Annotated in this window: 13 protein-coding genes; all 13 read left to right on the top strand. The window is 27.2% G+C overall.

Annotation, left to right across the window (positions count from 1 at the left end; genetic code table 11):
- Window positions 1-204 precede the first annotated feature (204 nt).
- On the top strand, window positions 205-366 hold the full coding sequence (locus KGF41_RS03965) for a DNA polymerase III (protein WP_227829410.1): 162 nt from the start codon (window positions 205-207) through the stop codon (window positions 364-366).
- 343 nt (window positions 367-709) lie between these two features.
- A complete protein-coding gene (locus KGF41_RS03960; RefSeq protein ID WP_227829409.1) occupies window positions 710-1,978 on the top strand; it encodes a cation:proton antiporter in 1,269 nt (422 codons plus the stop codon).
- A 193-nt stretch (window positions 1,979-2,171) separates the two neighbouring features.
- A complete protein-coding gene (locus KGF41_RS03955; protein WP_227841588.1) occupies window positions 2,172-2,960 on the top strand; it encodes an FAD binding domain-containing protein in 789 nt (262 codons plus the stop codon).
- Entirely contained in the window at window positions 2,960-3,409 is a 450-nt protein-coding gene (locus KGF41_RS03950) for a (2Fe-2S)-binding protein (protein ID WP_227829407.1), read from the top strand. The genes KGF41_RS03955 and KGF41_RS03950 overlap by 1 nt, the downstream gene beginning before the upstream one ends.
- A gap of 3 nt (window positions 3,410-3,412) precedes the next feature.
- On the top strand, window positions 3,413-5,677 hold the full coding sequence (locus tag KGF41_RS03945) for a molybdopterin cofactor-binding domain-containing protein (protein WP_227841589.1): 2,265 nt from the start codon (window positions 3,413-3,415) through the stop codon (window positions 5,675-5,677).
- 142 nt (window positions 5,678-5,819) lie between these two features.
- Window positions 5,820-6,128 carry a hypothetical protein gene (locus tag KGF41_RS03940; RefSeq protein WP_227829405.1) on the top strand — a complete coding sequence of 103 codons (309 nt, stop codon included), beginning with the start codon at window positions 5,820-5,822 and terminating at the stop codon, window positions 6,126-6,128.
- A 282-nt stretch (window positions 6,129-6,410) separates the two neighbouring features.
- Window positions 6,411-6,911 carry a QueT transporter family protein gene (locus tag KGF41_RS03935; protein ID WP_227841590.1) on the top strand — a complete coding sequence of 167 codons (501 nt, stop codon included), beginning with the start codon at window positions 6,411-6,413 and terminating at the stop codon, window positions 6,909-6,911.
- An 82-nt stretch (window positions 6,912-6,993) separates the two neighbouring features.
- Window positions 6,994-7,962 carry a WYL domain-containing protein gene (locus KGF41_RS03930; RefSeq protein WP_227842005.1) on the top strand — a complete coding sequence of 323 codons (969 nt, stop codon included), beginning with the start codon at window positions 6,994-6,996 and terminating at the stop codon, window positions 7,960-7,962.
- A gap of 49 nt (window positions 7,963-8,011) precedes the next feature.
- Window positions 8,012-8,734 carry a cell division protein gene (locus tag KGF41_RS03925; protein ID WP_227841591.1) on the top strand — a complete coding sequence of 241 codons (723 nt, stop codon included), beginning with the start codon at window positions 8,012-8,014 and terminating at the stop codon, window positions 8,732-8,734.
- Window positions 8,735-8,761: 27 nt separating this feature from the next.
- Window positions 8,762-10,696, top strand: coding sequence for an AAA family ATPase (locus tag KGF41_RS03920; protein ID WP_227841592.1), 1,935 nt, complete (start codon window positions 8,762-8,764; stop codon window positions 10,694-10,696).
- Window positions 10,689-11,957 (top strand): McrC family protein, encoded by a 1,269-nt coding sequence (locus KGF41_RS03915; RefSeq protein WP_227841593.1) that lies wholly within the window; start codon window positions 10,689-10,691, stop codon window positions 11,955-11,957. The genes KGF41_RS03920 and KGF41_RS03915 overlap by 8 nt, the downstream gene beginning before the upstream one ends.
- 335 nt (window positions 11,958-12,292) lie before the next feature.
- Window positions 12,293-13,333 carry a sigma-54 interaction domain-containing protein gene (locus tag KGF41_RS03910; protein ID WP_227829400.1) on the top strand — a complete coding sequence of 347 codons (1,041 nt, stop codon included), beginning with the start codon at window positions 12,293-12,295 and terminating at the stop codon, window positions 13,331-13,333.
- Window positions 13,334-13,687: 354 nt separating this feature from the next.
- The gene (locus KGF41_RS03905; RefSeq protein WP_413840489.1) at window positions 13,688-15,010 is read left to right on the top strand and encodes a uracil-xanthine permease family protein; all 1,323 of its coding nucleotides are present in this window, start codon (window positions 13,688-13,690) and stop codon (window positions 15,008-15,010) included.
- The last annotated feature ends 230 nt before the right edge of the window (window positions 15,011-15,240 follow it).

Raw genomic sequence — 15,240 nt, 5'->3', positions numbered from 1 at the left:
TTATTAGAAAATAAAAAGAAATATAAATTACTTAGTCTGTCAAATTTAATCGACAAAATTATTATTAGGGAAATTCTAAATATAAATACACTGCTAAAATAAGTTGTATTATATTGAGATATTTCCCTTTTTTGATTAAAATTATAGAAATTTGAAATAATAAGTAGTAAATACAAATTCTATATTATTTAGAAAGGAGAAAAAATGAAACAAAATAAAAAAAATGAAAAGCAAATAAGTAATTTTAATATTAAAAAAAATAGTGATAATAAAGTCGAAATTGCTGAAGAACTATATCCAAATAAAAATATAGGTAGTATGCTTGGAGATAGAATAGATAAGAAAAAAATCAATCGTCCAAGTTAATGGAATAGTTGAAAATGGTGTGTTTTAAAAAAATAATATAATGAAATGTTTTATTGTTAAATTTAAACTTATTTTAATAGAAAAAAAAGTCGAAAATTATCTAAAATACACCTGTATTAGGATAACGTTATTTTATAGATGCATAAAACTTGACAAAATCAACCTTTTCTTGGTAGAAAAAAAAAGATAAAATTATATAAGCGTTATTTAATTGTCAAAAATGAAGGTAAAGTTGCAAGTGATAAAAAAAATGATTGATAGCATTTATTTGTGTGCTATAATTGTATAGTAAAATGAATAAATAAGTATGTTGTATACATGCATATTAGGAGGAGAGACTGACATGGAATCATCTATACATACAATTGCTAGCAATAATTTATTGATAATTTTTGCTATTGTGAGTATAACTGGAATAATTTGCAGCAAACTTAGCGAAATAGTAAAAGTTCCAGATGTTGTATTATTTTTACTTGTAGGTATTTTAATAGGGCCATCATTTTTGAAATTTATAGATATTCGTGGATTCCAAATAGAAAATCAACTGATACTTACATTTGGTTCTGCATTTATATTATATTTAGGTGGGAAAGAGATAAGTTTAAAGGTTTTGAGAAATGTAAAGATATCTGTATTTTTACTGGCCACTGTAGGAGTTGTGATATCTGCTTTTATAATGCAACAAGTAATAGGATTTACTTTTGGAGTAAGTGCAATGACTGCTTTATTAGCAGGAACTATAATAGCATCAACAGACCCAGCTACTCTTGTACCTATATTTAATCAGGTAAAGATAAAGGATAGAGTAAAACAAACTGTAATAAGTGAGTCAGCTTTTAATGATGCAACAGGAGCTATATTAACATCAGCAGTGTTAGCTGTAATTTTATCAAATAAGTTTTCCTTAAGTGAAAATATTTATGAATTAGGTACAATGGTTGTTGTCGGAATTGTCGTTGGTTTAATTACAGGAATACTGCTTTTGAAATTGGTTAATGATAAACCATATGGTATATTTAAAGATTTTGCACCAATAATATCTGTTATTTCAGTTGTGGTTGCATATGAATTATCTACAAAATTAGGCGGAAGTGGATATATGTCTTGCTTTATTGTAGGTATAATAACTGGTAACAAGAAAAACTTTAAAATATGGCTAAGCCAAAAATCTTATGATGCAGATTTTTATGTTGCTGAGACTTTAGGAACTATTTGTCGTATGGCGATATTCATAATATTAGGTAGTCAAGTTAATTTGGCTCAGTTAGGTAAATATTTTGTACCATCTGTAATTGCAGTGTTAGTATTAATGTTTATAGCAAGACCAATTTGTGTTTTAGTATGTGCACTTGCAGATAGAGAAGCAAAATGGAGTAAAAATGAAATATTGTTTATGATGTGGGTAAGAGAAACGGGTGTAATACCAGCTGCACTTTGTGGTATTATTTCAGCAATGAAAGTTCCTGGATATGAAGTAATTTCATCAGTAGTATTTATGTCTATATTAATTACATTAGTAATACAAGGAAGCACTACGAAATTGGTAGCTAAAAAACTTGGATTATTAGAAGAAGAAGTGATAAATATAAGCGAAAAGGTATCAACTTTTTAGTTTTTTACTTTAAAGGATACATAATAATGGCTATTTTAAGGTTATCTAGTGATAATTATTGAAATAGCCATTTTTTATATAAAAATAAATTTACATAATTTACATATTGCATATATTTATTATCAAAATTTGTTGAAGCTGTGATATAATTAGTTGTATTTAAAATAAGAATAGCGAATAAGGGAGGAAATTTATGTTTACGGTTATAGATATTGTACAACCAAATACAGTAGAAGAAGCGTACTCAATTTTAAATAAAAGAAAAACTAATCAAGTAATTGGTGGAAGTGCTTTTTTAAGAATGGGGAAAAAAAGAATAGGGACAGGAGTAGAGTTATCTAACTTAAACCTAGATTATATAAAAGAAGATAAAGAGTATGTTGAAATCGGTTCTATGACGACTTTTAGAACATTGGAAACAAACTCAATAATAAAAGATAATTTTGGCAAAATACTAGAAGATTCAGTTAAAGATATAATAGGAATTCAGTTTAGAAATGTAGTAACAGTTGGTGCAACAGTATTTTCTAAATATGGGTTTTCTGATTTGATAGTGGCATTGCTTTCATTAGATACAGAAGTAGAGTTATATAAAGGTGGAAGAATTAGCCTTGAAGAATTTTTAGATAGAGATTATGAGAAAGACTTATTGATTAAGGTGTATATAAAGAAGGAAAATAAAAATGCTTCTTATAAGTCATTGAGAAATGCAAAAAGTGATTATCCTATTTTAAATGTGTCTGTTTCAAAATATGGTAAGAATTTTAAGCTATGTGTAGGAGCAAGACCTCAAAAAGCTACAGTTGCAAAAAAAGCTAGTGAGTTTTTATCTAATAATGAAATTAATGAATCTAATATAGATAGGGCAATAGAAATGGCTTCAGAGGAATTAACATTTGGTTCTAATATGAGAGCATCTAAAGACTATAGAAAAGCCATGAGTAAAGTACTTTTAAAAAGAGCTATAATGGAGGTTATTTAATGTTAGTGAAGCTTAATATAAATGGAAAAATGAAAAATGTTGATATAGAACCAGAGGAATATTTGGTTGATACTTTAAGAAAAGTGGGCAATTTAAGTGTAAAAAGGGGTTGTGATACAGGGTGTTGTGGTCTCTGTACAGTTTTAATAGATAAGAAACCTACATTATCTTGTGCGACATTAACTTTGAGAGTTTTAAATAAAGAGATAATTACAATTGAAGGTTTAGAAAATGAAGTTAAAGAATTTAGTGAAGTTTTGGTAAAAGAAGGAGCTGAACAATGTGGTTTCTGCTCTCCTGGTTTTATACTTACTGTACTTGCAATGAAAGATGAACTTAAGAACCCTACAGATGAAGAAATAAAACATTATTTAACAGGAAATTTATGTAGATGTACAGGATATATGGGACAGTTAAGAGCTATCAAAACTTATCTGGAGGTAAAGTAGAATATGAATATAGTTGGAAAAGGAATTGAAAAAATAGATGGAATGAGTATAACAACAGGAAAACCTGTATATACTGATGATTTAGCAGCAAAAGATGCTTTAATAGTAAAGATACTTAGAAGCCCTTATGCTTATGCAAAGATAAAAGATATAGATACATCAAAGGCAGAAATGGTTGATGGTGTTGAATGTATTTTAACATATAAAGATGTACCAAAATCTAGATTTACACTTGCTGGTCAAACATATCCAGAACCATCACCTTATGATAGGCTAATTCTTGAAAATGTTGTGAGATATGTTGGCGATGAGGTAGCTATAGTTGCAGCTATAGATGAGAAAAGTGCAGTTAAAGCAATGAATCTTATAAAGGTAAATTATGAAGTACTAACACCTGTTTTGAATTTTGAAGAGGCAATCGGAAATAAAACTATAGTACATGATGAAGATAGACATTGTAATTTTGAAATAGGCATGCAGAGAGAAAAGAATATAGTGTCACATCATGACTATACAAAAGGTGATATAGAAAAAGTATTAAGTAATTGTGACATAGTGATTGAAGAAACATATTATACTCAAGCTCAAGCCCATGCAATGATGGAGACGTATAGAGCATATAATTATTTAGACCATGCTGGAAGACTAGTTGTAGTAAGTTCAACTCAAATACCATTTCATGTTAAAAGGCATCTATCCCGTGCATTAGAACTACCAGCTAGTAAAATTAGAGTTATAAAACCTAGAATTGGTGGTGGTTTTGGTGGTAAACAAACTGCTTGTGTTGAGATTTTTTCAGCTATTGTAACTTTAAAAACAGGTAAACCAGCTAAAATAATATATGATAGAAAAGAAACTTTTAATTGTTCGACTAGTAGACATGCAATGAAACTAAAAGTTCGACTAGGTGCCACTAATGATGGAACAATAAAAGCTATAGATATAAATGCACTTTCAGATACAGGAGCATATGGAGAACATGCTTCTACAACTATTGGTCTAGTTGGGGAGAAGACTTTACCAATGTATAATAAGGTTGAAGCAACAAGGTTTGTTGCAGATGTAGTATATACTAATAAAATGCCAGCCGGTGCACTTAGAGGGTATGGAGCTTCTCAAGGTTGTTTTGCTGTTGAATCAACTATAAATATGTTAGCTGATAAATTAAAAATGGACCCAACAGATTTAAGATTAAAAAATGTAGTAACACAAGGTGAAACTACCTTTGCATATGGAAAAACTTTAAATAGTGTAGACTTAGTAAAATGTATAAATAAAGGTAAAGAACTTATCGGATGGGATGAAAAATATCCTTGTAAGCATCTTGAAAATGGAAAAGTTAGAAGTGTGGGTATGGCAATTACTATGCAGGGTTCTGGTATACAAGGTCTTGACAAATCCTCAGCTGAAATAAAACTAAATGACTGCGGAGACTATACACTTATGATAGGTTCTACTGATATGGGCACAGGAAGTGACACAATTTTAGCACAAATGGCTGCTGAAATTCTTGAGACAAGTATTGAAAATATAACAGTTATATCAGCAGATACAGACTTGGTTCCATATGACCCAGGTTCATATGCTTCAAGTACTACCTATGTAACTGGAATGGCAGTAGTTAAAGCAGCTCAAGACTTGAGAGATAAAATAATATCTGCTGGAGCAAATAAACTAGGTGTAGATAAAGAAGAAGTAGAATTTGATGGTATAAAATTAACTAGTAGAGAATGCAGTACTTCATTGTTTGATATAGCAGTTGACTCTACAATTGGACCAAATACTAATCAATTAATAGGGCTTGCATCTCATGGTAGTCCAGTATCACCACCACCTTTTATAGCTGGTTTTGCAGAAACTGAAATTGACAAAGAAACTGGAAAAGTTGATTTATTAAATTATGTAGCCATAGTGGACTGTGGAACAGTTATAAATAAAAACTTAGCAAAGATACAGGTTGAAGGTGGAATTGTTCAAGGTATTGGAATGGCAATGTTTGAAGAAGTTAGATATACAGAAAAAGGTAACATGGATACAAACACATTTATGCAATATAAGATTCCAGCTAGATGTGATATTGGAAATGTGGAAGTTGATTTTGTTGAAAATTATGAGCCAACAGGACCTTTTGGAGCTAAATCTGTTGGAGAAGTTGTTATAAATACACCTTTACCAGCAATACAAGAAGCTGTTTTTAATGGTGTTGGGGTTAGAGTAAATACACTTCCTATTACACCTGAAAAAGTTTTTATGGCAATGAATAAGTAAGTATTTTATACAGATTTTAGACTAGTTTTACATGTTAAACAACCAGTTATGTTATACCTGTTGAAAGATATTTAATAAGTAGTTATTATAATATTATGAAATCTTACTTGTAAAATATAAAATTAACTAAGGGGATGATGTTTTGGCTGGAAATCTAAATAATATGAGAGCAGTAAATAATTTTAGAGGAGATAATAACATTTTAGAATGTTTAGTCAGCTTTGAGGGTCGTTCAATAAGTCAGAGGAAAGCAAGGGTATTTTTTAAGGAAATGAAGAATCAAATAGAAATTGACTTCGCAGAAGAAGAAATTTCTAAACTTGTTGAAAATGTTGTTTTAAATACATCATATCAAGAAATGCTATATGATGAAATAGAGAAACAACTAGAAATTGATTGTGTAGGAACTTGGATGATATTATCTAAATTAAAAGATACTAGAGTTCATTGATTTTAAAATAAATTATTAGAGCCTAATTTTAAGGCTCTTTTTTAATGTTTTTAATTAAGATATAAACTTATTTTAATCCAAATATATGATAATTATAACATATATTTAAAATCTAACTATTTAATTTTATATGTATTCTATTGTATAATATAAATTAGATTAATAAAATAGTTCGTCAAAGTAATTTATTTATTTGAAATTATTGTTTAAGTTTATAAATTTTGTATAAAATAAAATTATGTTATTAATTTTTAGCAATAAAATTTTTACTAGGAGAGGTATATGAGAAGAAATAGTATCAATATAGCAGTAACAGCAGTTGTTACATCAATTTATGCAGTTTTAACTTTATCATTGGGATTTATAAGTTATGGACCAATACAATTTAGGATAGCAGAGATTATGATGCTTCTAGCATTTTTAGATAAGGGATATATAGTAGGTCTTACATTGGGTTGTTTTTTAGCAAATGTAATAGGTCCATATGGTGTACCTGATATAATTTTTGGAACGTTTGCCACATTTATAAGTGCAAGTTTAGTCTATATTACTAGTAAGTTAGGAGGTCAAAATAAGAGCACATTAATTATAGCTTCTATATGGCCTACTATTATAAATGCAATTGTAGTTGGACTAATGCTAAATATATTTTTTGGACTTCCTTTAATATTATCGATGATACAAGTAGGTTTTGGAGAATTTGTAGTAGTAACATTGGTAGGAGTACCATTCTTTTGTTTTTTAATGAAAAAATATAGAAATATCATTGACATTAAGTTTTAGAGTGAAGAACGTTAGTTTGTAGATTGAAAATTAGTGTGGATTAAGAATAGTATTATTATAAGGGGGATTTTATTTGTCAAAGATGAAGAGATTAACTGATGTTTGGACATATATTAATGATAGACAAAAGTTTACAATCAAAGAGTTGTCAGAGAAGTTTAATCTTTCAACTAAAACTATTCAACGATATTTAATAGAATTAAATAAAATGGGACTTCCAATTCAAGCAGAAAAAGGTAGAAATGGAGGTTATAGAGTATTAAACAATAGCTATATACCTCCTGTTATATTTACAGAAAAAGAAGTTATGTCTATAGTTTTTGCATTTAAGTCACTACAAGTTTACAATTTTTCACACATAAAAAAAGAAATTGATTCTATAATTAAAAAAATAAATTATAATCGTGAAAGTAGTGCAAAAATAGGTATAAATAACATTGAAAAATATATTGAGTTTATAGCTAATTATAGAAATATTGATATTAATATTGTAACTAAATTTTTCAAGGCTTCATCAAACTCTTGTGTTTTGAATATTCAATATAAATCTGGAAATCAATTGCTAGAGAAAAAAATATGCCCAATAGGTATATATTTAAATGAAGGATTTTGGTTTTCGCCAGTGTATGACTATGAAAGTGATAGTATCACAATAATTCGTATAGATAAAGTACTAGAAATTAAAAAATTAGGAGAATGCAAAAAGGCATGTATGAGTTTGAAAAAATGGCTAGATACAGTATATAGTAAGTTAAATGAAGAGATGGCAATTACTAATAAAACTAGTGAAATTGTCCACTTACATATATTACTCACAAAAGAAGGTATTTCTAAAATAACTAGAAGTTTTTTAGATTTGGATATAGAATTAAATGAAAATGGAAGTGGAACAATTAGTAAACTTATAAAGTATGAAGAAATAGATTGGTGGATATCTACATTATTTTCAATAGGGAAAGATGCTAAAGTTGTAGAACCAAAATTTATGAATAAATTACTTTATGATAAGGCTAAAGAGTTAAAATATTTTTATGAAGAAAATATGATATAATATTTAAAAATGTTAAAATTAAATAATTATTAAGGAGATACATATTATAATGGAAAATGTTAATAAGAATGCTAAGATAATTGGTGTTGGAGTTGAAGGTATTAGTATAATAGATGAAATAGAAGAAAAAGTAAAAATAAATATGGATATAGAAAGAATTACTATGAATCAAGAGGTTGAAAAAGAATATGTTAGAAGTCTTTTAGATGGAGTTGATATATTATTTTTAGCATATTCAACTGAAGATAAACAAAGTCTAGAAGTTATAAAAGCTATTTCATATATGTCTAATGAAAGACGAATTTTATCTATAGGTATAAATTCTTCAGAAGAAGAAAATAAAGATGACTTAGGAATTAATAGAGAATTTAAAGTCAATGAAAATAGTATTTTGAAATTTGTTGATTTGATGAATGTTATGATAGAGTCTATTTCAGATTCTTGTATGATAAATATAGATATAACTGATTTAAAAGAAGCTATTATAAGTGATAAAGGGATTAAGTACTCTTTTGAAGAATTTGAAGATTCAAAACAGCACAGTGAAATAGTAGATATTTTATTTGAAAAGATGGAACATTTTGGTGAAGAATTTATTGGGAAAAAAGGTATAGTTTTTGTTGAAGGAAATAATAAATTTTCACTAGTTGAATTAAATGATTTGATGAACAATATTCAAAATAAGGCAGAAGAAGGCTATGAAATGATATTTTCTTTATACTTAAAAGAAAATTTAGATGGAAAGATTAAAGTGGGAATGTTATATAATTAATGTATTTTAGATATTAAGGAGAAGTATATGTCTGAAAATATAAATGTTACAGAGTATTGGTTAATGGAAGAATTTTTTTATCAAGAGACAGATACACCACAAGTTTTTAAAGAAGAAAGCATAATTGCATTAGAATTTGATATAAAAATAAATTTAAAAAAAGTACTTAATATGGGAAAAAAATCCGAAAAATACATTAATGAGAACTGTAATGACAAAGATTTTATAAAAAAATTTATGTCAGTTAAAAAAGGAGATTATTTTCTATATAGGGCATATCAAAATGTAGAAGGAAAAATTAAGTATAGTGTCCTTATTGGTATTGTTGAAGAAAGTTTTGAAAATGGTTATGAATTAAGTCATATTTTGGGTCATACATTACCTATAAAATGGATGTACACATTTGATACAGTTTTAAATTGTAAAATATATACTAGTGAGTTTTATAAATTAAATAATGAAGATATAAATACATATTTAGACATTATTAAATTACAAGATAATAAATCATTAAAAAAAAGAATAGAAGAAAGTGACAATAATAAATGGTACCTAAAAAACTATTATTATATAGATGTAGATAAGTGTGTGGAGAATGAAGAACTATTTATTCAACCTACTAATTTAGAACAATTAGAAAACTTGAAAAATATAAATACAGATGATTATATTCTAGTATATAATAGCGAAAAAGTAATTTACGAAAATGACCATACAATGAAAAGCTTATTTGGTGTTTGTCAAGTTAAAGAAGGTTTTGATAAAGATAAAATAACTACTTCAGAAGGTGGATGTTTTTTACCTGTAGAATGGATAGAAAATGAAAAAGAGAATATTGATGGAAATGCATGGGTTATCTTTGAAAATAATAATTTAGTTGAAAAGTATATAAAAAGATATACTAATAAAATTTCGTTAAATACCATACTCTATGGTCCACCAGGGACTGGTAAAACATATAACGCAAAACAAATAGCTTATAACTTAATAAATGAAACTAGTTTAAAAAATAATGATTGTACAAGTTATGTAGATTATAAAAATAATGTAGAATTTTGTACTTTTCATCAATCATATGGATATGAAGAATTTATAGAAGGTCTCAAGTCTGATGGTGAAGGTAATTTTAAGCCAGAAGATGGTATATTGAAGGACATATTTATAGAAGCATGTTATGATGGGTTGAAACTTGAAAAGAAGTTAAATTTTGAGCTAGAAAAAGATACTTTAACTATAGAAGATATAAAGGCAAGAAAAAAGATGTTGGTGTTTGATAATATAGAAGATGTTGAGAACTTTAATTTTGAAGAATCAGAAAGATATGTTTTAATAATAGATGAAATCAATAGAGGGAATATCTCTAAAATATTTGGCGAATTAATAACATTATTAGAAGATGATAAAAGACTTACTAAATCAAATCAAACTATTGTCAAACTGCCATATTCAAAAGAAAAATTTTCCCTACCTCCAAATTTATATATAATTGGTACTATGAATACATCAGATAAATCCATAGCTCTTTTAGATATAGCTTTGAGAAGAAGATTTGATTTTGAAGAAATTATGCCAGACTATGAGTTACTGCCTGTTGTAGATGGAATAGATGTTAAAAATATGCTGTATACAATCAATAAGAGAATAGAGTTTTTATATGATAGAGACCATGTTATTGGACAGGCTTACTTACTAAATGTAGAAAATATTGATGATATAGTAGTCGTATTTAGAAAAAAAATAATACCACTTCTTCAAGAATATTTCTATTATGACTCAGAAAAAGTAGGACTTATTTTAGGTGGTATAGGTAAAAATGAAAAGGATAAATATATTGTTTATAAGGAAGAAATCACAGCATCTAAATTATTTAAAAATAATAATTCATCAATAATGGAAAGTAAAGTTAATTATTATATAAAACGAAATATATCTATTGAGGAGTTAAAAAATATATATGAGTAAAAATATATATGTAAAGGAAACTTATGAATGGATAAAAGTAGGTAATGGTGAAAATGAGCTCACAGAAACTGAATATGAAAAATTACTTAAATATTTGGATAATAATAATGATGTATTAAAGAGTAATATAATAGATATCAGATATAAAAAACTGAGATTCATAAATTATGTAGGAGTTATATGTTTTGAAAATGTAATATTGGAGATACTTCCAAAGCTGTCATTAAGTAATAATACTGTAAAAGATAGAGAAATGCTATTACAAATGCTTTCTACATGTAATAAGATTCCAATTATAATAAACGAAAATATAAAATCAAGTTTAAAAAATTATAATCTCATGAATTTTTTTGTTCTGTATTTTATTGAAAGTATGCAAATGCAAATTAAGAGAGGGATTTATTTTGAATATATAAATAAGATAGATAATTCAAATGTTGTAAAAGGTAAGATATTAATAAGTAAATATGCAAGAGAAAAAAATATATCTCCAATGAAAATAAAATGTGAATATGATGAGTATAGCGAAAATAATTTTTTGAATCAAGTTTTAAAAAAGGCATGTATGTCTATTTTATGTAGAATAGATGATAATTTAATTCAAAATAAGATAAAAAAAATTTTGAGTTATTTTTATAATGTAGATTTAGCTTATATAAATAGAGAAGAACTATTAGATTACAAATTTTATAAAAATAATGATAGATTTAAAGATTGTTACTCATTGGCCAAACTTATACTTTTAAATTTATCGATGGATAACAGCGAAAATAATCAAGATGCATTTTCTATATTATTTGAAATAAACATTTTATATGAAGAATATATAGGAAACTTAATAAAAAGTATATGGAATAATGAATTTAGAGAAACTTATATACAAGATAAAAGTAAGTTCCTTTTAAAAAATGAACAAACAGGAAAGAAAACTTTTAATTTAAGGCCCGATATAGTTTTATATGATTCAAAATATGAATCTGAAATCATAATTGATACAAAATGGAAAGCTATTGAAGTGGATTCAAATATTTTCTATAGGTCAAGTGATATATATCAGATGTATGCATATATAACATCGTATGAAAATGCAAAAAGATGTATATTATTATATCCTTGTATCAAAAAAGATAAAAATTACAGCTCATGGAAATTGTTGGAGTCATTTAAAGGTAAATTTATAGAAGCAAAAACTGTAAGATTGGATGACATAAAAAATACCATATCTGATTTGAAAAAAATAATTTTTAATTATAAATTTTAAAAATAAGAATAATAAAAATAATAAAAATACATTGTATAAAGTAATAAATAATTTTAAGCATGCAAGAACTATATAAAAGTAATAAATGAAAAGTTTTGGAAATTATTTTAGATATTAAATATGGCACTGCAATTGCTTATTTAATATAGAATGCTTGCAAAATAAAGAAAGTATACCTGTTAAATTAAAATTTAAGTAGGTATACTTTTTATTAAGCTTCATTTGAAAATTAAAATATTATTGTAAAATTATAACTAAGCTTTTCTGTTATGATATAATTAAATAGATAATTTGAATGATGATTATATATAATATTTATTTGGAGTTGATATTTTATGGATAAACACAGTGATTCAGTAATGTATGGTGGAATGGAAGTATACAATATTTGGGGAACAACAACAGTAGACTCTATAATTGGAGAATCTGATGTAATGCTTGCTCTTAAGAATAGAATTTGTAAAATTGGAAATAGTGATTCTACTGTAGCGATAACTGGAGAAAGTGGCACTGGAAAAGAGTTAATAGCAAGAGCCATTCATCTCGCAGGAAACAGAGGGAATAAAACATTCGTTGCTATAAACTGTGCTGCTATACCAGAACCCTTGCTAGAAAGTGAACTTTTTGGGTATACAAAAGGAGCTTTTAGTGGGGCAGATTCAAAAGGCAAAATTGGTAAATTTGAATTAGCTAATGGAGGAGTTGTATTTCTAGATGAGATAGGGGATATGCCAATTCAATTACAATCAAAGCTTTTGAGAGTGTTACAGGAAAAGAAGTTTACAAGAATAGGTTCAAATGAATTAATGGATATAGATGTTAGAATTATATCAGCTACTAATAGAGATTTATTTGAGTTGGTTAAAGAAAATAAATTTAGAGAAGACTTATATTATAGATTAAATGTAATACCTCTAGAAGTGCCTCCTCTTAGAGAAAGGGGAGATGATATACAAATATTAATAAATAATTTTATAGATAAATATTCAAGGAAAATGAAGAAAAATGTATACCATATAGAGCCAGATGTAGAACATATGCTACTTAAATATCCGTGGCCAGGAAATATAAGAGAATTAGAAAACACTATAGAATTAGCTCTAAATCTTCTTGAGGAAGATGGGATAATACATAAGGGTATAATAAATAGAAAGATACTTGAATATTTTAAGTTAAACAAAATAAATATAAAGTTGCTTGAGGAAAGTGACTATGAGATAAATATGGAACAAGATATACTTACCCTTGAAGAATTTGAGAGAGCATATATAAAAAAGGTATTAAAGTTTTATGGAAATGATACTAAATCTAAAAAGTTAGCTGCTAAAAAACTTGGAATATCGCTAGCAACATTGTATAGAAAGATAGATGTATAGTAATTATGCTTTTAATTCTCAATTCTAAAATTTGAAATTATAAAATTGATAAAAATCACTTGAAAAACTATTTTCCAAGTGATTTTTTTGTAATAAGATTTTATTATCCAAAAATAAAAAAAATTTAAAAGAATTTAAAAAAAGAAATGGTTTATCAAATTATCAAATACTAACAAATATAATAAAAATTATATATGTAAAACAATTTTGTTAAAATATTGGCATTATAATTGCTTCATATTAAATTAAGATGGCAAAATAAAAAAAGAAAGGATGTTGTGTGAGATAATAATAACTGTCATTAAAAAATAGTTGGGAGTGATAACCTTGAGTAAATATCAAAAAAGTGTTTCTATGTTTGATATTGATGGAAGGCCACCAATTTTAAAGTGTTTACCACTATCAATGCAACATATACTAGCGATGATAGTTGGAACTGTTACAGTACCTATAGTTGTTGGAGGAGCTGTGGGTGCTAGTGCTACACAAATAACACTTTTAGTGCAATATGCATTAATAATAGCTGGAATATCAACACTTATACAACTATATCCAATAGGAAATATTGGTTCAAGATTGCCTATAATTTTTGGAGTCGGCTTTACTTATGTGCCAACACTCGTAGCAGTCGGAGGAAGTTACGGACTAGCGAGCATCTTGGGTGCACAATTAATAGGGGGAGTAGCTACAGTATTAATAGGAATATTTATAAAAAAGATAAGAAAATTTTTTCCTAATATAGTTGCAGGAACAGTAGTTTTTACAATTGGATTATCTTTATATCCTATAGCAATAAATTATATGGCAGGTGGTGTAAATAGTCCTACTTATGGCTCTATGCAAAATTGGGCAGTAGCAGCTATAACACTAGTGGTAGTTATAGGTCTTAGCCAATTTGCAAAAGGGTATGCAAAATTGGCAGCAATATTTTTGGGAATTATAGTTGGATATTGTGTATCTTTAGTTTTGGGAATAATAAATTTTGACCCTATTAGAGAGGCAGCTTGGTTTGCTATACCTAAGCCACTTGAATTCGGATTGGAATTTGATATACCAGTAGTAATCTCTGTAGTAATTGTAAGTATAATCAATGCTGTTCAAGCAATTGGAGATTTGTCAGCTACTACAATGGGAGGTATGGATAGAAATATAACAGATAAAGAATTGTCAAGTGGAGTAATAGGAAGTGGAATTTGCACTATGATAGGCGCTTTGTTTGGAGGTTTACCACCATCATCATATAGTCAAAATGTAGGTATGGTAGCTATGAACAAAGTAATAAGTAGATTTGTACTTGGAATAGCTGGTATATTTATGTTATTATCGGGGTTTGTACCTAAGTTTGGTGCATTGATGACAACTATACCATACTCTGTTTTAGGAGGAGCTACAATATCTATATTCAGTATGATAACAATGACAGGTATAAAGTTAATTATTACAGAAGAATTGTCATCAAGGAATATTACTATTGTAGGTTTGGCAATAGCTTTAGGTATGGGAATAACATCAGTTCCAGCAGCACAGGAAGCATTTCCTCCATTTATAAAATTAGTATTTGGAGAATCTCCAATAGTAATTGCGACATTGGTTGCATTTGTTTTAAATCTAATAATACCAAATAAAAGTCTAGAAGATGAAGCTAAAGAAAGAGCTGTTATGGAAAAGGCTAATTAAAAAATGATAATTTAAAGGGGTTGTTTAAATTATCTTATTATGAGATTGTTAGATTACTTCAGATAGCTATTCATTTTAATAAGAAATTTAATAAAGAGTATACATCAGACATTTAATGTTTAGTCAAAAAGAAAATCGGGGAGGGTATATTTGCACGTTTGTTAATTTTTTATAAAAATAGCTCAGTTTAGCTGTGGTTATCGGTTGAGCAATAAATTCATGGTCATAAA

It is taken from the genome of Clostridioides sp. ZZV14-6150, assembly GCF_020657875.1.
GTDB lineage: Bacteria > Bacillota > Clostridia > Peptostreptococcales > Peptostreptococcaceae > Clostridioides.
The sequence above is the reverse complement of the archived record's forward strand: the minus strand, read 5'-3'. Positions and strand labels throughout refer to the sequence as shown.

What these genes read in the sequence shown, in the direction of transcription:
- KGF41_RS03965 (WP_227829410.1), top strand. Translation starts at nt 205, where the DNA reads ATGAAACAAAATAAAAAAAATGAAAAGCAAATAAGTAATTTTAATATT.
- KGF41_RS03960 (WP_227829409.1), top strand. Translation starts at nt 710, where the DNA reads ATGGAATCATCTATACATACAATTGCTAGCAATAATTTATTGATAATT.
- KGF41_RS03955 (WP_227841588.1), top strand. Translation starts at nt 2,172, where the DNA reads ATGTTTACGGTTATAGATATTGTACAACCAAATACAGTAGAAGAAGCG.
- KGF41_RS03950 (WP_227829407.1), top strand. Translation starts at nt 2,960, where the DNA reads ATGTTAGTGAAGCTTAATATAAATGGAAAAATGAAAAATGTTGATATA.
- KGF41_RS03945 (WP_227841589.1), top strand. Translation starts at nt 3,413, where the DNA reads ATGAATATAGTTGGAAAAGGAATTGAAAAAATAGATGGAATGAGTATA.
- KGF41_RS03935 (WP_227841590.1), top strand. Translation starts at nt 6,411, where the DNA reads ATGAGAAGAAATAGTATCAATATAGCAGTAACAGCAGTTGTTACATCA.
- KGF41_RS03930 (WP_227842005.1), top strand. Translation starts at nt 6,994, where the DNA reads ATGAAGAGATTAACTGATGTTTGGACATATATTAATGATAGACAAAAG.
- KGF41_RS03925 (WP_227841591.1), top strand. Translation starts at nt 8,012, where the DNA reads ATGGAAAATGTTAATAAGAATGCTAAGATAATTGGTGTTGGAGTTGAA.
- KGF41_RS03920 (WP_227841592.1), top strand. Translation starts at nt 8,762, where the DNA reads ATGTCTGAAAATATAAATGTTACAGAGTATTGGTTAATGGAAGAATTT.
- KGF41_RS03915 (WP_227841593.1), top strand. Translation starts at nt 10,689, where the DNA reads ATGAGTAAAAATATATATGTAAAGGAAACTTATGAATGGATAAAAGTA.
- KGF41_RS03910 (WP_227829400.1), top strand. Translation starts at nt 12,293, where the DNA reads ATGGATAAACACAGTGATTCAGTAATGTATGGTGGAATGGAAGTATAC.
- KGF41_RS03905 (WP_413840489.1), top strand. Translation starts at nt 13,688, where the DNA reads ATGTTTGATATTGATGGAAGGCCACCAATTTTAAAGTGTTTACCACTA.